This is a genomic window from Weissella ceti (assembly GCF_018394055.1).
In the GTDB taxonomy this organism is placed as follows: Bacteria; Bacillota; Bacilli; order Lactobacillales; family Lactobacillaceae; genus Weissella; species Weissella ceti.
Window position 1 is genome coordinate 866,126 of sequence record NZ_CP074441.1, and the last position, 19,078, is coordinate 885,203.

A 19,078-nucleotide genomic window follows, 5' to 3' on the forward strand; every position below is an offset into this window, starting at 1 on the left:
TTATGAAAAGACTTTCTTATATGATGCGGTGTAAACACCCGTAATCAATAATACCACCATTAGTCCTAGGTAAACCCAGTTTTGTAGGTTTCCATCAGGATTAATAGAAAAAGCCATTCCATAAACGATCGGTCCGGTTGCTGCTAGTAGGTATCCACCAGCTTGTGCCATTCCAGCCAATGCAGCTGTTTGCATATGGTTTTCTGTCTTTTTCGCGAACATTGTCATCACGTACAAGAAGAAGAACGAAATCACATATCCCATCACCATCAACAACGCAACCCAGTAGAATGTGTTACTTGTTTGATGCTTAAACATCATCAATGCTGAAACAAGTCCTAGTAGCCCCGTCCCACCAATCAAGATTTCAACTTGACGACGAGTTAAGCGGACTAGGATGTTAGGTACTAGAATTGATACTGGCATTCCAATTAGAGAATACAAAGCCATAATCCAACCAATATTCCCATCTGCAACCCCTTCGTAAGCCATCAATGCTGGCATCCAAGCAACAACCGTATAGTTAATCAATGATTGAATACCAAATGTTAGCAACAAAGCCCACGCACGTGGGTTTGTGTACAAATGCAATGTTTCTTTCTTCACTTCTGTTTCAACTTCATCTGAAGCAGGCTTCGCATCAACCTGCGGCTTGGCATGTGCCTTAGCAAACATCCATACTAAGAATGTTAGGACAGTTAGCCCAAGAATGACGTACATCACTGATTGCCAACCGAAAGCCTTCATAATTGGCACTGTCACGACGTTAAAGATAGCAACCCCTAACATGATTGTTAGTGAGTAGATTGATGTGTAGACGCCAATTTTATTTGGAAAGAACGCCACAACGAAAGATGGCATGAATACGTTCAAGTAGGCAATTCCTGCCCCTAATAGCATTGTTCCAATTAACATCGTTGGCATACTAGCAAAAGCACGGAATACAGCTCCTAATACAACTAAAGCGATCGCTAATGTCATAGCACGCTTGATACCTAAGACATTCATTGTCTTAGCTGCAAACGTTGAAATCGTCATAAACATCAATAGCGGAATAGTTGTCAAAAGACTCAACGCTGCTGGTGTTGTTTCTAACGTTTTAGCAATCGGATCCAGCATCATGGGTAGTGCCGTAATTGGTGCACGCATAATGCTTCCTAGTAGAACTACGCTCAAAACTAACGCAAGCGTTACTTTTGAATAGTTACGATTAATCATTTATTTTTTTCTCCTGTTTTTCAAGTACTTGCATAAGTAATTGAGCAACCACCCAACCAACAAATACTTGCACAATATTTAATGGTATTTCAGCCAAAGCCGCAATCAACGCGGTTACCAATGACATATTCATACCAGCCATTAGCCACATTAGTAATCCACCAGCAAACCAGTAGCCCCCGACAACTACGACCAATGCAATTACAAGTGACCATACACGCTTAAAACGAGTTGCTTTTGTATCAACTAACCAACCTTCAGCTCCATGAATCAATAGTGAGAAAATCATCCATTGTGGATAACCTGCTAATAGATCTAACAACAATCCAGTTAACCCACCCACTAACATTCCACTTGCACGCCCATAACGCCAAGCAGCAATAAAGATTCCTGCTTCAACTAATGATACAAAACCAGTTGGTGTTGGTACTTTCACAACGACACTCAATGCTACATTCAGCGCCACAAACATACTTAATAACGTCAATTGCTTAATCTTCATTTTATTTTCCCCCTGAAATACGTCGTGCTGATTGCCAAACATTACCTAATGCGTCCCCACGCTGTAAAGCAATCCCATGCTGTATACCATTAAATACAAAATCCTTTGCATCTGACACACTGTCTGTTACAGACGCATCTTGCGCTAAATTAGCAGTTATTGCAGAAGCAAACGTACATCCAGCCCCGTTGTTGAATGACGTATCTAATTTTTGATTTTCTAATTGCACAATATTTTGACCATCAAAGACCATGTCTAATGCTGTATCGCCAGCTAAACGTGCACCACCTTTAATGACGATAGCTTGAGGCCCCATTACCTGTAAATCTTGTACTGCTCGTTCCATATCAACTCGGTTATTGATTGCATAACCCACGAGTAACTCAGCCTCAGCTAAGTTAGGTGTAATAATCGTTGCCAATGGCAATAGATGTGTTTTAAATAAACTCACAACCTCACCTAAATCCCAAGCATCACTTTCTTTCACGACCATAACTGGATCTACGATAATTGGTATTTTACCTACAACATGTTTCGTCAAATAATCCGCAATCAATTCAATTTGTTCACGATTGGGAATTAAGCCGGTTTTAACTGCGGCGATATCATCCAAAGCAAAAACAGATTGTAATTGTTCCACGACGACATCGGTGTCGACTGGATAAACATTAAAATCGTCCTCAAGTACAGTCACAATACTTGTTAGGACACTAAGCCCCTGATAGCCATATTCTGTAAATGTGGCTAAATCCGCTTGAATCCCACCACCTGCTAAGGCGTCGGATCCAGCAATTGTTACTAAACGTTTTGTCATATTAGCTCCTTTCCAATTCTCAACTCAAGAATATGAAATAACTAAAAGAATTATGTATTGTTCGTTCTCACGTCACATCATATTAACTTATCACATTTTTTTACAGACAACAAAGTGCATGTTTTTACATTTCATAAATTTTGTTAAGTCTTATCGCATTTCGCTAGCATTATTGTCTGTTTAGTAGCTTACCCTATTATTTTATATGGTACACCCGGCAAATTTCCATAACTTTTTATAAGTAAATGTGCTTTATTCGTATTTTTATGCAAAAGAAAAAGAGTGGACATAACATCCACTCTTTGCAATTTAACTTAATTGAATAGTCTTAATTTGCGTTTCGGCCAACAAACCAAGTTGTTACTATCACGACAACAACCGCTCCAATTACAGAGGGGATTAGCGCCATATTAGCCAAATGTGGTCCCCATGATCCAAGCAATGTTTCACCTAGCCATGAACCAACAAGTCCAGCCGCAATATTTGCAATCCATCCCATTGACGTTTTCGTAATTGCTCCACCAATGGCTCCGATTATTGCACCAATGATTAATGTCCAAATTAGTCCCATAATAGTTACCTCTTTCATATTACTATATTCAACAATAATTGATTGCTTATTAATAGTATAAATCTTTTTCATCATACTTACAAATAATCAGAAAATAAATTCATTGAGATTACTTTGATGTTCTAACGGACCACTGAAAATTTGAATTTCATTCACTTAAACAAAACACCTTTATTCTTGATAAAACGACTACACAAACAAAAAACACCTTTAGAAACGTCCGTTTCTAAAGGTGTTTCAAGTATCACTTGAATTGATGATTTAACTCCATGAAACATTAAATATTAATGACCAAAATCACTAGTTAGTCTAGCTCTTGCTTAGAATAATATTAATGTGCTTTTGTGAAAACAAACTTTTTTTGCTTATCTTTTTGTTGTGTCATGTCTTTAAATGTTAACGTATCATCTTTTTTTTGAACATCGTAAACATATCCAATATTTTGTTTATTATTTTGGAAAATCGCAACCGTCTTATCTTTTTGTTTACCTTCAAAAACTGTATATGTTACATTTTTGTTGTCGTTATTAGTAATCGTTACAACACCATCTTTGAATACAGCCGATGCCCAATTTGAACCCTTTACTGTATACTTACCATTTTGGATTATTGCAGACTTACCTGTATTAACAGGATTATCCATATATAAATACATAGAACCAATACCTACCAAAATTCCTATGACAACAGATACTGTTGCAATCAAACTATTCTTTAACATTAGTTTTCTCTCCATCCTTTATATGAGCTTCTCACTATTAAACTTTTCACAACATATTTTTAAGATCTTCATGGCTTAATTCGTAAGATAAAATAGCCAAAATTTCATTCAACGAATTTTTCACAACATTATTATGACGCGTTACAACATATTCGTTGTTATGAAAGACTTTTAATTCTGTGCCACTCTTCTCTAATGCTGTAACCAATTGCGGAATATGCTCATAGTAGGTATTATCATTTTTAGATGTAATAAGGTATACCTTTTTTGGTACATAATTTGCATCTTTAATCACATTATCTAGATAATTAGCATAAAATTCTCGATCTTCAACAGTATAGTTTTCAGGATAAATGTAATCTAAAAATGGCTTATATACTTGGATCCAATGATCTAAATCAAATTGTGGTACACTAGCCATCACTGTATTTATATTCAACAAATAGCCAAACATGATTGCCGCATATCCACCTTTTGAAAATCCAAATGTCATAATATTTTTTGATTCAATCCCATATTCTTGAATTTTAGAATTAATTAGATCTAACACTGCTTTTTGTGTATCTAATTTACCATTGACACCCAAATAATAGTCTCCGACGAGTCCGTGATCATCCTTGATATATAATTTGCGACAATTATAAAATTTCAATCCATCAATTAACGTGTATGGAAAACGTTTCCTAGGGTCATCAGATTTCTCGTCCCCTAATGAAGAAAAGATGATTAACAGTTTTTGTTGTCCGATTTTATTTTCTACTGGATATGGATCTTCCATATACGTAACATTAGTACCATTATTGGCATGAAATACAATTTCTTCCTTACTCATATTAGTTTTTCTCCCTTATATAAACAACTTTCTATTCGAATATTCACTATGTCACGCCTAACGTAAATTAGTTATCCCGATAATAATTTAAAATATGAGCAACACATCGGTCAGTATTATCTTTATCGCTATACTTGAAGTACATATGCTTTTGTTGTGCATCTTTTTCACTCAAAACATAATTATAATTAACAACTGTTTGCCAGTTATTCAAAACATCAAGCTTTAGCCCAAAAGGTACATGATTAAGATCGAGATAAGATCCTACAATACTTTCATACATATTTTGATCAAACATATCGAAAATAACTGGAATGTTACGATAATACGCTTCCCATGCTACAGATGAATAATCAGTTACTAATAATTTAGTTTGATCAAACACAGATTTAATAGATGTTTCATCAGTGTTAATGAAAACACTTGGAAATGCATCAACTTCAGATCGCATTAAACTAATCATTTTAGGATGTAAGATAATTTTTATACTTGAATCTTTCTGTGCTCGTTGTGCAATGTTACGAATGTGTTTTGCGTAGTCACTATTCAGTTGTTCTTCAATAGTTTTACTTTCTAGCCAAGGGCGCCAAGTATAGAAAAAAGTAGTATATTTTTGCTTACTTTTATCCGTAATTATCTTATCAAAACGAGGTAATCCGGTTACAATAACTTTTTTGTTGTGGCTTTCGCCATACCCCAATTCTTGATCAATGATTTGTTTTTCAAAATCACTACTTGCAACAAATAAGTCAGGCCCATATACGCTTTTAGCATTAAAAATATAGTCTATTTTCTTAAATCCAATTACACCGTGTTGTAAAAAGATAAATGGCTTTAATTTAATTGTTCTTGGAATTAGTCCATTACGATCACCCCAGAAATAAGAATGTCCTTTCCCTTCTGTTGAAACAAACATTTTACAAGCTACAAGAAAAATAAAATGCTTCATTGTCCCAAACAAAATGATATGGTCATCATCCTTAAATTTACCAATATCTCGACTATCCCGCTTCATTACATAATATACAGGTATGTCTGGATGTACTTCTCGAAATTTCTTATAGACAAGATATGCTGAGTCTTCGGCATAATTGGCATATTTTTCAAAAATCAAAATAGGATTTTCCCAAAAACATTTTAGAAACCGTCCCGCACTATAAGCAAAATATTCCATCAAATAATGATGAAATTTTTTGCCATTATCCGGTAAGATCGAAATCGATAATTTTTTATGTCCCCTGCCGTATGGAAATACCATAAATCGATTTTTCCGTGTCACAAATAACATCGGAAAAAACATCATCAATAAATACGTTAATTTATTGATTGTATAAACACGACCATCCTCATAGAAAACATCATAAATTTCTCGTTCTTGAAAATCAACGTTTGAAATACAGTCATTTCTTATTCCAAGAATAGACTTTTTCTTCGTAAGAATGACATTATCATTTTTACGAGATATTAATTTTAAATACTGTGCCATATGTGCCTCTCTAACTAGTTATTATTCAGACACTCATGTATCACTCTAATCGTCCAGTGGTGTATCGACAATTGCGTCATAGACACGTTGTGAATTTTGGTGATCAATATTGTCAAAATGTTTATGTTGTAGAGTCTTTAATTGTTCTTCATACGCTTCTGTTCGACCTTCAGTTACCAATGCTGACATAGCCTCTACTAAACTATCTGAATTGTAGTAAACCATACCTTCAAATGATTTTTCCATATCAATATAACTGCTACGGTGCTTCTTATAATCATAAATATCTGGTTGGAACAGCATAATGTTCTTTCCTTGATATAGGAAGTCCCAAACGACTGATGAATAATCTGTGATCAACAAATCTGATGACTTAATCAAATCACCAATTGATGAACCAGCTTCAAATGTAATATTGTCAAATTCTGCTTCAAACGTGTTACGTGGATCGTATCCAAGATTTTGCAAGAAGAAATCATGGAAAGCGACTGTCATCGTACAATTATTTTCCGCTAATAAACGTGATAATTCAGGATTTTCTAGGAAGCGGCGTAATTCATAATTAAATAAGTCATTTTCCTTTGGCTCTTTAATCCAATCACGCCAAGTTGGGAAAAATGTAATATGACGGACACCATTATTGACTGCTTGCGTTAGATTATCCATTCGTGATAATCCAGTCACTGCAATACGATTTTCATCGAAACCATTTTCCTTAATCATCAAGTCAGCTTCTAGTGTTGAACTAACCATGAATTTCTTTAAATTGCCTGCATAGCTATCTGGTGTATATTGAACGCGTTTTAGTGCAATAACACCATGTTGTAGATAAAATACAGGTTTATTATAGTATCCCTTTGACCCCGAAACATCCATAACACTGTGAGTAACAATTAAGCGCTCTGCAATCTTCAAGAGCGCATCATGTCCCAATGAATTTTTGATAACTGTATTATCGGGATATTTTTCTAATAATTCTGTTTCGTTACGGCTTACGACCAAATATACCTTAACACTATCGGACTTATTATTTACCATCCAATCAAAAAACACAAAACTGTTGTCACCTTTGATGTCACCTTGGTTTTCACCAATCAACCAAAGCTCTTTATTATCATCAGTAAACTCACTAGAAAAAGTTGAATGATATAGTTCCAAATCATTATTTAGGAACATTTCATTCATATTCTTAGTTCGTAATACTAAATGTTGAGTTTTGTTGGTAGACAAGTATATTGTAAATTTATCCATTTGATTCAAAATAATTTCAATTGGTTCTTTAAACTTTACAGACTTGCGTTTTCCTTCTGAATCAATTGAGAAAATCTCTGTTGAGATTTGGAAACGTCCGTTTGCCAATGTCAATAAATTAAATGTGCTATTTTTAAAGTCACTTAACTCTAACTTATTGTTTTTATATTCGAATTCAGCAACTTTATAAATCTTACTGTGAATTTCTACATATAGTGGATTTGTCGTCAAATCTTCTTCAGATACAGATTCTGTTGTTTCTTCTACCAAACTTCCTTTACCAAAGGATTTTGATAACCAACTAGATTTATTCACCATTGATTGTGAACTGTTCACTTCTGGAACTACGCTTATCGCATCATAAAATGTCGTAACAGTTAATGCTGTATCGTTTTCCACGCACAAAAGGTTATCATTCAATGACTTAACATAATAAGGCATTGAATATTTATTTGGTGCATAGTATGCAGAACGATTGTCACAAACAGGAACATTAATAAACTTTCCTGTTTGTTCATCTACAAACAAGAAAGAAAATGACTCATTAGTATATACAGCATCTGAAATTGATAAAGTATATAGAACCTTCTCATCAACTGACTTTGAACTATACGAAATAGTCTGTCCGTTTGAAGAAATGATACTACGTAATTGAATATCACCCGTAATAAACGGCAACATTTCTACATTCAAAGAAAAAGATGTATCTGTGGTAAACCATGTCTTCATCATGATATCTTTGGCATACCATACAAAACCAGCACTGCTGTTTGATAACGTAATAGTAGTTGGTGATAATTCAGTAAGAATGTTAAAGCTTTGTGTAAAATCTATATCAGATTCATCAAATTGAAAGCGATAATTACGTGATGAGTCTTTCGTATTAAAGAAAGCATGGTATACACCGAATTTCAAAGAGACTTTACTTAATTCACTAAGCGGTAATGAATATGTGCCATCACTTTCAACAACCGGAATAAGTAATTCTGTTCCCAATTTATCGTTCTTTAGTACCAACGTAAATGCTTCGTTGGCATCAAAATAAACAACGTCTTTGTCTGCCTTCAACACTTTAACACTCGGTTTGTTGAACATTTGTACTTGGAAATGTAAATCGTCTGTTAATTCAATTTCACAGTATTCATTATCAGGAAATGAAAAGATCAAGTATCCATTTTGAGCATTTTCAACTTTAACTTGTGGGTCCTCTTCACTTAGAGGCACGATATTGAAGTCTTCGTCTGTAAAAGTGGCTGCTAACTTATTGAAGTAGAATACACCATTCTGGATATTTGATACTTCGTATACATCATCATTACTATCTGTGTAATAAATGCCATTGTTTCCTTCTAAAGCTTGTAATTCTTCAAAAGGAACTACAAGCTTACCGTCTTCCATTTCGAAAGATACGTTATATCGTTCCCCTGTTTCATTCTTAAAAAAAACATTATTAATTGTAAGGTCGCTGTTAAAAATTAGTGCTGTGCTACTCGCATCATACAGTTGCATCGTTGTTAATCCCTTCATAAAACGCTACCCATTTTTCCCCAATGGTATTCATACTATATTCATTCACTGTTGCTTGCCCATTTCGCACAAGTTCTTGTCGCTTTTCGGGATTCGAGATTAAATCACTTAATCCTGCTGCAAACCCTTCAACATCGTCTTGTTCAAACAAAAGACCATTGTATCCATCTTTAATCAGGAAGTCACTTCCTTGTGTTTTGTATGCAATTGGAACTAACCCAGCAGACAACGCTTCAATAATAGTTAATCCGAATGATTCGAAACGTGATGGAACCAAGTAGATACTTCCCTCTGCCATATCTCGATCGGGCTTTTGTGTACTTGGGAAAATATGAACTTTATCACCTAAATAGTATTTGTTAATTTCTGATTGAATAACTTCTTTTTCAGATCCAACACCATGAATTCGAACTTCCCAATCTGGATATTCATCTGAAATTAGTGAGAAAATTTCAGGAATGCGATCAAAGCCTTTTTCTTCTGAAAGGCGACCGATTGTTAACATCGTTTTATTTTTATTTGTACTTGTATACTTAGATACTTGGATACCATTTGGAATAGCCAGAGTTTGTTCTTTAGAAACACCCACCATGCGTTGTAACTCCGCACGTGATGCTTCATTAAGTGTAATAATGTAGTTTAACTTATTATACTTTTCACGCATTTTTTCAATAACATCAGCCTCAAAAGACTTAATTTCTGAATGCTCTTGTGCAATTGTGATAGCATTTTCATGCGCATAATCAGACAAAGCAAATGAAATTGATGGAATTGTAGATACCAAGAAAGCATCTTCGTAGCTTTCAATAGCCTCGATCAACGCGTTGTCAATTTGCTTGTTAACACGGTCAAACAAAGGTTCTGTTGCATCAAAGACTTCACTTGGAGTCTCAAAAAATTCGTTTTTCTTATCTTTACCATCTGTAAATAAATCAATCAAGTTTATACGTGGATCAATGTCGAACTTTGTTACTTTATTTGCGAAACGTAAACTTACAATATCAACAGTGAAACCCTTGCTAACTAAAAAATTAGCTTGATTAACAATTGTACGAACAGTTCCACCAATCCCATGTATATTGTAAACAAAAAACACTACTTTTCGATTCATTTATTTTCCCCTTACAGTTGCGTGATGATAATGTGTGTAATATCAGAAATAGACATGTTGGTTTGAAAGTCATCTTCAACAATTGCAATAATGTCCTTATATTTCTTAATATTCTTGGCACGCTTTAATTGAATAAAAATACGGTTCATGTAATCTGGACCTGGTTTTACATTCAAAAACTTTCCCAATTTAAAAATAGTTTCACGTGATGTCATAATCACGTAGCCACTCTCTGGCTTACTATCAATTTCAACTACATTACCTGATTGTAATGCATACACTTCATCATTCATAAACAAATACACTTGCTTATCATTAGAATTTGTAGGAAAATCGGTCTTTTTACGTAACAATTTTTCCACTGATCCAACCACACCAATCAAAAATGCTAGGTTTCCTGCAAACTTCAATCGGTTAAACAATTTATTAATATCACTCTTCATCATAACCCTCCCGGTTAATACTCATAACAGACAATATTTTTGATACGTTCATAATATATACCAAACTTCTAACACGCTTTCGACATACCTACAGTAGTTCAAAAAACGTATACGTTTAGCCTACAATTAGAATAATCGCAATATAAACAACATTATATCATATCTCAAAGGTTTGGTTAAGTTTCATACTCTGCCATGTTCTAAAAATTTAATAGTATTTATAAACATAAAAAAAGAGTTAACTCCAATGAGTTAACTCTCTTTTTGATGTTTAGTACACACCGATTCATTGCTGTCTCTTATGTATGTCCCCTAAACTGTCCCCAAAACGCTAATAAACTGCAGTCTATAGCGGTTTGCTTACTTAACGGCGTCCTTCAATGCCTTACCAGGCTTGAATGCAGGTACCTTTGATGCTGGAATTTCGATTTCTTCCTTTGTTTGTGGGTTACGTCCCTTACGTGCGGCACGTGAACGAACTTCAAAGTTACCGAATCCGATCAATTGAACCTTTTCTCCCTTAGCCAATGAATCTTGGATAGATGAGAAAACGGCGTCTACTGCTGAAGCAGCGTCCTTCTTAGTCAAACCAGTTGCAGTTGCAACATCATTTACCAATTCTTGCTTGTTAGCCATATCAAAATGTCCTCCTGTTTGATAGCAAATTGGAACTCCCAATTAAATGTTGAAATAGCTTTCTAAACTTTCTATTTCAATATACAGAATAACATACTATATCCATATAAACAACAAAAACACGTAAAAAAGCCTATTATATCAACGTTTTAAGAGAATCTAAACATTTTTGTTATCGTTTTCATCGCCTAAAAAAGTCTATTTAATCAAAAACTTCCATTCTTTTTATCTGTATAAATTATATATTAAGTATTTTTTATTAACAAAAAGCGTTGTTAACCCACTAAACTATACAAAAAAGCCCGGACTCTTTTAAAATCCAGGCTTTTTATTATTTACGAGCACGCTTAATCAAGTGAATTGGCGTTCCAGTAAAGTCAAATGACTTACGGATTTGATTTTCTAGGAAACGCGCATATGAAAAGTGCATTAGTTCTGGTTCATTAACAAACACGACGAATGTAGGTGGTTGAACAGCCACTTGCGTTGCGTAGTAAACGCGTAGACGCTTACCATTAACGCTTGGCGTTGGATTCAACGCCAAGGCATCCATGATAACTTCATTCAATGTTGCAGATTGAATACGACGCTTGTGATTCTCGTCTACTTGCTTAATCAAGGCAGGCAACTTGTCCAAACGTTGCTTAGTCTTAGCAGAAACGAAAATAATGGGGGCGTATGATAGGTATTGGAATTCACTACGAATAGTTTCTTCAAATTCCTTCATTGTGTTGTTGTTCTTTTCAAGTGTATCCCACTTGTTAACAACGATCACAATTGCACGTCCAGCTTCGTGAGCGTAACCAGCAACGTGCTTGTCTTGTTCACGAATACCTTCTTCAGCGTTCAAGACCATCAACACAACGTTTGAGTCATCAATCGCACGCATCGCACGCATAACTGAATACTTTTCTGTTGTTTCGTAGACCTTACCACGCTTACGAATTCCGGCCGTGTCGACCATCACGAATTCATCACCTTCAGGTGTTGTAAACTTTGTGTCGATTGCGTCACGAGTTGTTCCAGCAATGTTAGAAACGATAACACGTTCTTCACCCAACAATGCATTAACAATTGAAGACTTTCCAACGTTAGGACGTCCAATCAATGAGAAACGAATCTTATCGTCATCAGTGACCCCATCAGTTTCTGGGAATTCCTTAACGACTTGATCCAACAGGTCTCCCATTCCAGTACGGTGCGTACCAGAAATTGGGAATGGTTCCCCAAATCCAAGTGCGTAGAAATCATAAATTTCTGCACGCATTTCAACGTTGTCAACCTTGTTAACTGCTAGCACAACAGGCTTCTTTGAACGGTACAAAATCTTTGCAACACGTTCATCCGCTTCTGTCATACCTTCCTTAGCAGAAACAACGAAAACAATCACATCAGCTTCATCAATCGCAATTTCAGCTTGATGTGTAATTTGTGACATGAATGGTTCGTCATCAATGTCAATTCCACCTGTATCAATCAAACGGAATTCTTGTGTCAACCATTCTGCACGTGTGTAAATACGATCACGCGTAATACCGGGAGTATCTTCCACGATAGAAATACGATCACCTGCAATAGAGTTGAAGATAGTAGACTTTCCAACGTTTGGGCGACCAACGATCGCCATAACTGGTAATGCCATCTCACTTCCTCCTTTTTTTCGTAAAATAAAGATATCTTTAGTATAACACTTAGCGGATATATAAAGATAAAAAAATTAAGCGTGTGTCAGGAGATCCTAACACACGCTTAATCGTTAGTAATTTTAACTAATTAATTAGTTGAAATCCTTGAAGATGTCACCAAAGGCGTCACCCAAAGTTGCTGATCCTTCTTCTTCAGAAGTTGAGTAGTTCTTTGGAGCAGCTTCTTGACGAGGACGACGTTGACGACGAGGACGGTCACCACCATTGTTGTTTGATGATGAGGCGTTTTCTTCGCGTTCAGGCGCTTCTTCCAAAGCCTTGATTGACAATGACAAACGTTGCTTGTCAGGGTTCACTTCAAGAACCTTAACGTTAACCTTGTCACCAGCAGTCAAAACGTCGGCTGGGTTGTTCACGTGCTTGTGAGCAATTTGTGAAACGTGAACTAGTCCTTCAACACCTGGGAATACTTCCACAAAGGCACCGAAGTCAACTACACGCTTAACAGTTCCTTCAAGAACAGTTCCTTCAGGAGCGTTTTCAGCAGCTGCTTCCCATGGTCCTGGTTGAGTTGCCTTGATTGACAATGAGATACGTTCCTTTTCAGGGTCCAATCCCAAAATCTTAACCTTAACATCATCACCAACTGACAATACGTCAGAAGGTTGTGAAACGCGATCGTGTGAGATTTCAGATACGTGTACCAAACCATCTACACCACCAAGGTCGATGAAGGCACCAAAGTTAGTCATACGAGCAACCTTACCTTCAACAACATCACCTTCAGCCAATTCGTTGAATACACGTGCCAATGCTTCAGAACGTTCTTCGTTCAAAACATCGCGACGTGACAAGATCAAACGGCTTTCAGTAGGATCGATTTCGATGATCTTTGCACGGATAGTTTGACCCTTGTATTGGTTCAAATCTTGTACAAAGCGGTTTTCGATCATTGATGCAGGTACGAATCCACGTACTCCAGCAACGTCTACAACCAATCCACCCTTAACAACTTGGGTAACAGGTGCTTCAACGATGTCACCTGCGTTAAACTTGCTTGCGATTTCTTCCCAAGCACGACGAGCTTCAAGGCGACGCTTTGAAAGTAGGTATGATCCACCTTCCTTGTCAGATCCGATAGTTGATACAACTACCAAATCAATAACGTCTCCAACCTTAACAAGATCGTTAACGTCTGCATCGCGGTCTGAAGTAAGTTCGCGCATTGGGATTACTCCTTCAACACCGGCTCCTTCAATACCAACGATAACTTGACGGTTATCATCAATTGCTAAGACTTCACCCTTAACTACATCACCAACTTTAACTTCGGCTACGCTGTCAAGAGCTGCCAATAACTCATTGTTTTCTTCGTTCATTACAATATATCCTCCTGGTCACACGACTCTAGCAATAATTATACTAGATACAATATTTAATTACTAGTCCTAAAATGGGCTGAGCCGAAATGTTTTTAATTAATTTTTGTCGCCATGATTTTCTTTACAGATTCCACAACTTCTTCAATTGTGTGACCTGTTGTATCAACTTCAACTGCATCATCTGCTTTACGTAGTGGAGAAATTTCACGATGTGAATCTAGATAATCTCGACGTTCAATGGCTACTGCAATTTCTTCTAATGATTCCTCTGCAGCTGTGCCCTTCAATTGATTTTCTCGATAGCGACGTTCTGCGCGTTCTTGAACTGATGCAATCAAAAAAATCTTTACTTGTGCATCAGGTAAAACAGTCGTCCCAATATCACGGCCATCCATCACCACACTATTTGTTGCTGTAATATCACGTTGCTTTTTCGTCATTGCTGTACGAACTGCCACGTATGACGCAACTGCTGATACATGCTTCACAACTTCAGATGATCGAATATCTTTTGTCACCTCATCTTCATTTAAAAAGACACGTTGGCCGTCTTCTCCAGGAGCAAAACGAATATTAATTGTCGGCAATAAATCTGTTACGGCTGTTTCATCACTCGGATCTATACCTGCGCGTAACACGGCAAGCGTTACAGTACGATACATCGCACCAGTATCAACATACACGTAGTCTAAATCGTTAGCCAAAATCTTTGCGATAGTTGACTTCCCAGCTGATGCGGGGCCATCAATTGCAATCTGGATTAAATTCATTATTCACATTCCCTCTACTTTGTTAATAATTTCTATTTTACGCTAATTTTCATATAAAAAAAAGACTTGTTACTATCCCGATAATCAGGTCAGCAAAAAGTCTTTTATCGTTATTATTAATTACTTAACACGCAACATTTGTCCGGCTGACAAACTATCAATGTTAACGCCTGGGTTCAGTGTGCGCAATTCATCAACTGTGATACCAGCATTAGTTGCAACACGGAAAGCTCCTTGACCTGCTTCAACAGCAACGGTCTTTTGATCCTTATCCTTGTCTTTGTTCTTATCCTCTGACTTAGATTCAGCCTTTGATTCTTGATCAGCTGCTTTTTTAGCTTCTTCTTGAGCCTTTTGGCTTTCAGCTTCAGCCTTCTTTGCTGCAGCCTTTTCTTCAGACTTGGCAGCATCACTTGAGAAGCTTGTTACCTTAGTCTCTGACGTCATTGTCTTTGACCATGCTTGTTCTTGGCTAGTTGGTTGATTCAATGTTTGTAGGTATCCGATTACCGGTACCATTGATAATGCAACCACAGCCGCAATCAACACACCGATAATAACTCGGACTTGTTGGGTCTTACGGCGATGTGCAACACGAGATGTTTGTTCAGGCTTGCTTCCTGAAAAACTATTGTCCCATGGCTCTTGTGAGTCTTTTTGCACTTTTTCTTCGTTTTCAGACATGTTGTTGTTCCTCCTACTCTTGCCTTTTCATAAACCTAGCATACAGGTTAAAGGAACAATAAACACAAATAATTATAAATCCTTAACAAACATAGAAAATTTTAACTAACTTTAGGACATATTTAGCGAAAACCAGCTTAAAACATCGTTTTTCTGTCCGCTCTTTTACTTTTTCTTAAACAATTGCGCTAACTTTACTTGCCAATTTTGCAAGCTATCTTGCACGTCGGGCGTTTCCGTTGCGATTAATCCTAATTCTTCCGGCTGCCACAAACGTTGTCCTACTGATTCGTAAAGTTCATAATCAGATGGTAATGTTTCACCAAAAAATTGTAAGATTTTCTCTCGCAAGCGTCCGTTTGCATTTGCATATTGCCGCATTTTTTCTAAATCTGCGTAGCGTGCATTTTTACGAGCATGCATAATATCCAACACTTCAACTTCACGATAGTCAGCATTTTGATAGTACGTTAAGAGCTGTTGCTTTTCTGGCGATTGTATTCGACCAGTCTGATAAAACATTTTAATCGTTTGATCATCAGGAATCGTTTGATCAATTAATCCATAATGTAGCTGTTCATCCCCAGGAGCAAACAATAAAATTGCTACTGCATTCTCCCCATTTCGGCCCGCACGACCAAATTCTTGTAAATAATTGGGAATATCACTACTCATATGGTAATGAATCACATAACGAATGTTATCTTTATCAATTCCCATTCCAAAGGCAGATGTCGCCATAATCACGTCTAGCTGCCCCTGCATGAACTGTTGTTGAATGCGATAACGTTCCGTCGTTTCTAAGCCACCATGATACGCAGCAATTCGCTTTCCCGTTTCTCGTTGCATTTCTCGGGCCATATTCGTTGCTTCATTACGACTAGAGAAATACACAAGGCCTGGTCCTTGTAATTGATTAATTAAACCGCCTAAGCGGTCCTTCTTATCTTTGCGCTGTTGAAAATGTTCCGTGTGCAAATAAATATTGGGCCGATCGACTGATTCAACGTAGGTAAACCACTTCTTAGCAACTAATGGAAAATAGCTTTTTAAATCACTTAACATACTTGGCGTCGCTGTCGCTGTTAATAACAATAATTGCGGCGCCTTTAATTGCTCATGAATTTGCGTTAAAGCTAAGTAATCCGGTCTAAAATCCGGCCCCCACGTCAGCATCGTATGTGCTTCGTCAATGACCATTAAGTTGATCTGTACACGTTGTAACGCATGCATCACTTCTTCTTGATTCAACATTTCTGGAGAAATGAAGATGAAACGATATCGATCAATGCGTTCTAAGACACGTTGGCGTTCATATCCAGTTAACGTGGAATTGAACGCGACGACAGCACGCTCACCTTGGTAATTCAAACGCGCAACTTGATCTTGCATTAATGACAACAATGGCGTGACGATGATTGTGACACCAGGTCGCAGATATCCCATCATCTGATAAATTAAGGACTTACCACCCCCGGTTGGCAACATCGCCATAACTGGTTCTTGATCCAATAATGCTTGAATAATTTCCTCTTGACCAGGTTTAAATCGATTGAAACCAAAGCGTTGTTGCAAGACTTGATAGATATCTTGTTCTGCCATTATGCTTCAACCTCCAATTTCGTTAACCAAATTTGATACAGGCGAAAGACAAGAAATTCATATGGATCACCAGTCATGCGTACCATTGTAAAACGCCACGTATCAATTGATCCTGTTAATGTTTCTTCAAAATAACGTTTCACTTCATCGGTTAGAAACTGTTCATATGGAAAGCCACTCAGTGGCAACCAAATCGCAGCGGTTAGAAAATGTTCGCGTACCGTGCCCAGTTTTAGATGTTGGTGTTGGGAAATCACATCTTCTTGATATCCTGCTTGAAGCCCTGCTAAACTACGTTGTACTTTTGATAACGGCCCACTTAAACGCGCAACCAGATCAACTAGTGCACGTAATGGTGCAACATCATTCGTTTCCACATGACGTAACCATTTCGCATAGATATCACGTTGCCACATCATACTGTCCCATTCAGTCCAAGTCACCGGTAGCTCTAACTGTGAATTGGCTAAACCTATCACGTCATGGCCGGACCATGTTGCAATGAATTGATTCGCTTCATGTTCATCTAAGGTCTTAAGAAAATCACTGACTGCCTTAGTCCATGCCTCAACTAAGGTTGCTTTATCTTGTTGTTGAAACCACATCTTTACGTAGGCCATCTGTTGTTGGTTAATCTGCATTGGATAATAAGCTTTATTAGCGTACGACCATTCAGATATAACTTGATTCGTCAGCAACATCACCTGCGCAAAATTCGTAACATTATAGTTCACAAAAACATCAGCATATCGTAATTGATAATGCTCACGTTGATACGTCTCCCACAGGTCATTTCCAACAGCGGTGCGAATATAAATGCCTTCATCTACTTCTTTTAAAGCGCCTTGTTTAACTAATTGTTTAATGAATTGGTCAAACTGTTTTTTCGTTAATTCTGGTAGAACACGGGCAAAACGTAAAATATTGTAACGTAGTGCCCAATATTCAGCTGATACGGTCATTTCATTTTTCAAGACAGCGTAAATAATCCGACTGCGTCGGGGTTGTTGCGCTGAAAATAATTCTAATAAGAAATGCGGATTCATATCAGCCTCCCTGTTTGACTACCCTTGTAATTGTTGGCGTAAACGTGCAAACATCGCCTTAAATGGAAAGACTAGCATCCCTAATACGATCATTAAGATTGCCCCGAATAATAAATTAAATGGTACAACCATGTAGATTAAGTAGTTGCCTGTTCCAAAAATCTGATTAATGTCAAAGTTAACTAACCAGGCATATAGCGGAATTCCGTAGACATAGTTCATTCCAACCATCACCACAGTTAATAGCAATGTTCCAGCTAATGATGCCATGACATAACGTGAAACACGCCATGTTGTAAAATCAGTTCCCATCACCTTCATGACGACAGTTAGCAAGACCGCTAACCCAATGATATTCATTGGTAGTCCAATGTAAGTTTCTACCCCACCATTATCTAATAGTAATTTTAGCACAGAGCGTAATATCAAAATGGTATAACCAGTCTTAACATTTACTAACATTGCACCTAAAAATACAGGCACAAATGAAAAGTCCATCTTTAAGAACGAAACCCCTGGCACAATCGGAAATTGTGTCAAAAGCATCAAAATGAAGGACATTGTCCCTAAAATTGAGATAACTGTGAGTGATTTAATACGTTGCATGTTTTTTCCTCCAAATAAAAAATGCCTTTTCTAAGTCCAGGGCGACCTAAAAAAGACACTTTCGTCTATGGTTTTTAGTTCTTCTGCATACCAGACTTTACTGTCGGTCATGGAATTGCACCATGTCAATCGCTTACGCGAGTCGCGGACTTTACCGCCGGTCGGGAATCTCACCCTGCCCTGAAGAAATATTTAATTGTTTAATCAACTTACTTTTATATAGTAAATCA

At 37.0% G+C, this 19,078-nt stretch carries 18 protein-coding genes and 1 riboswitch; all 18 genes read right to left on the bottom strand.

Annotated features, from left to right (window positions below; genetic code table 11):
- Positions 1 to 1,218 (bottom strand): MFS transporter, encoded by a 1,218-nt coding sequence (locus KHQ31_RS04470; RefSeq protein WP_213408211.1) that lies wholly within the window; start codon positions 1,216 to 1,218, stop codon positions 1 to 3.
- Positions 1,211 to 1,720 (bottom strand): ECF transporter S component, encoded by a 510-nt coding sequence (locus tag KHQ31_RS04475; protein ID WP_213408213.1) that lies wholly within the window; start codon positions 1,718 to 1,720, stop codon positions 1,211 to 1,213. The genes KHQ31_RS04470 and KHQ31_RS04475 overlap by 8 nt, the downstream gene beginning before the upstream one ends.
- A 1-nt stretch (position 1,721) precedes the next feature.
- Complete coding sequence (locus KHQ31_RS04480) at positions 1,722 to 2,534, bottom strand: bifunctional hydroxymethylpyrimidine kinase/phosphomethylpyrimidine kinase (protein ID WP_213408215.1); 813 nt, start codon at positions 2,532 to 2,534, stop codon at positions 1,722 to 1,724.
- Positions 2,535 to 2,862: 328 nt separating this feature from the next.
- On the bottom strand, positions 2,863 to 3,105 hold the full coding sequence (locus KHQ31_RS04485; RefSeq protein ID WP_213408217.1) for a GlsB/YeaQ/YmgE family stress response membrane protein: 243 nt from the start codon (positions 3,103 to 3,105) through the stop codon (positions 2,863 to 2,865).
- Between the two features lie 331 nt (positions 3,106 to 3,436).
- Positions 3,437 to 3,826, bottom strand: a complete 390-nt coding sequence (locus tag KHQ31_RS04490) for a hypothetical protein (RefSeq protein ID WP_213408219.1) — start codon at positions 3,824 to 3,826, stop codon at positions 3,437 to 3,439.
- Positions 3,827 to 3,872: 46 nt separating this feature from the next.
- A complete protein-coding gene (locus tag KHQ31_RS04495) occupies positions 3,873 to 4,658 on the bottom strand; it encodes an alpha/beta hydrolase (protein WP_213408221.1) in 786 nt (261 codons plus the stop codon).
- 67 nt (positions 4,659 to 4,725) lie between these two features.
- The gene (locus tag KHQ31_RS04500; protein WP_213408222.1) at positions 4,726 to 6,144 is read right to left on the bottom strand and encodes a CDP-glycerol glycerophosphotransferase family protein; all 1,419 of its coding nucleotides are present in this window, start codon (positions 6,142 to 6,144) and stop codon (positions 4,726 to 4,728) included.
- A gap of 45 nt (positions 6,145 to 6,189) precedes the next feature.
- The gene (locus KHQ31_RS04505; protein WP_213408224.1) at positions 6,190 to 8,922 is read right to left on the bottom strand and encodes a CDP-glycerol glycerophosphotransferase family protein; all 2,733 of its coding nucleotides are present in this window, start codon (positions 8,920 to 8,922) and stop codon (positions 6,190 to 6,192) included.
- Entirely contained in the window at positions 8,891 to 10,033 is a 1,143-nt protein-coding gene (locus tag KHQ31_RS04510) for a glycosyltransferase (protein ID WP_213408226.1), read from the bottom strand. The genes KHQ31_RS04505 and KHQ31_RS04510 overlap by 32 nt, the downstream gene beginning before the upstream one ends.
- 11 nt (positions 10,034 to 10,044) lie before the next feature.
- Complete coding sequence (locus tag KHQ31_RS04515) at positions 10,045 to 10,479, bottom strand: hypothetical protein (RefSeq protein ID WP_213408228.1); 435 nt, start codon at positions 10,477 to 10,479, stop codon at positions 10,045 to 10,047.
- 357 nt (positions 10,480 to 10,836) lie between these two features.
- Positions 10,837 to 11,112 carry an HU family DNA-binding protein gene (locus KHQ31_RS04520; protein ID WP_009496463.1) on the bottom strand — a complete coding sequence of 92 codons (276 nt, stop codon included), beginning with the start codon at positions 11,110 to 11,112 and terminating at the stop codon, positions 10,837 to 10,839.
- 331 nt (positions 11,113 to 11,443) lie between these two features.
- Positions 11,444 to 12,754, bottom strand: a complete 1,311-nt coding sequence (gene der / locus KHQ31_RS04525; protein WP_213408230.1) for a ribosome biogenesis GTPase Der — start codon at positions 12,752 to 12,754, stop codon at positions 11,444 to 11,446.
- Positions 12,755 to 12,889: 135 nt separating this feature from the next.
- Complete coding sequence (gene rpsA / locus KHQ31_RS04530) at positions 12,890 to 14,137, bottom strand: 30S ribosomal protein S1 (protein ID WP_213408232.1); 1,248 nt, start codon at positions 14,135 to 14,137, stop codon at positions 12,890 to 12,892.
- A 95-nt stretch (positions 14,138 to 14,232) separates the two neighbouring features.
- Complete coding sequence (gene cmk, locus KHQ31_RS04535; protein ID WP_213408234.1) at positions 14,233 to 14,910, bottom strand: (d)CMP kinase; 678 nt, start codon at positions 14,908 to 14,910, stop codon at positions 14,233 to 14,235.
- Between the two features lie 120 nt (positions 14,911 to 15,030).
- Positions 15,031 to 15,594, bottom strand: coding sequence for a LysM peptidoglycan-binding domain-containing protein (locus KHQ31_RS04540; protein WP_213408236.1), 564 nt, complete (start codon positions 15,592 to 15,594; stop codon positions 15,031 to 15,033).
- Positions 15,595 to 15,759: 165 nt separating this feature from the next.
- Positions 15,760 to 17,196, bottom strand: coding sequence for a RecQ family ATP-dependent DNA helicase (locus KHQ31_RS04545; protein ID WP_264336048.1), 1,437 nt, complete (start codon positions 17,194 to 17,196; stop codon positions 15,760 to 15,762).
- Positions 17,196 to 18,242 (bottom strand): hypothetical protein, encoded by a 1,047-nt coding sequence (locus tag KHQ31_RS04550; protein ID WP_213408238.1) that lies wholly within the window; start codon positions 18,240 to 18,242, stop codon positions 17,196 to 17,198. The genes KHQ31_RS04545 and KHQ31_RS04550 overlap by 1 nt, the downstream gene beginning before the upstream one ends.
- Before the next feature lie 18 nt (positions 18,243 to 18,260).
- Positions 18,261 to 18,848, bottom strand: a complete 588-nt coding sequence (locus KHQ31_RS04555; protein ID WP_213408240.1) for an ECF transporter S component — start codon at positions 18,846 to 18,848, stop codon at positions 18,261 to 18,263.
- Positions 18,849 to 18,922: 74 nt separating this feature from the next.
- Positions 18,923 to 19,040: riboswitch (FMN riboswitch) on the bottom strand.
- Between the last annotated feature and the right edge of the window lie 38 nt (positions 19,041 to 19,078).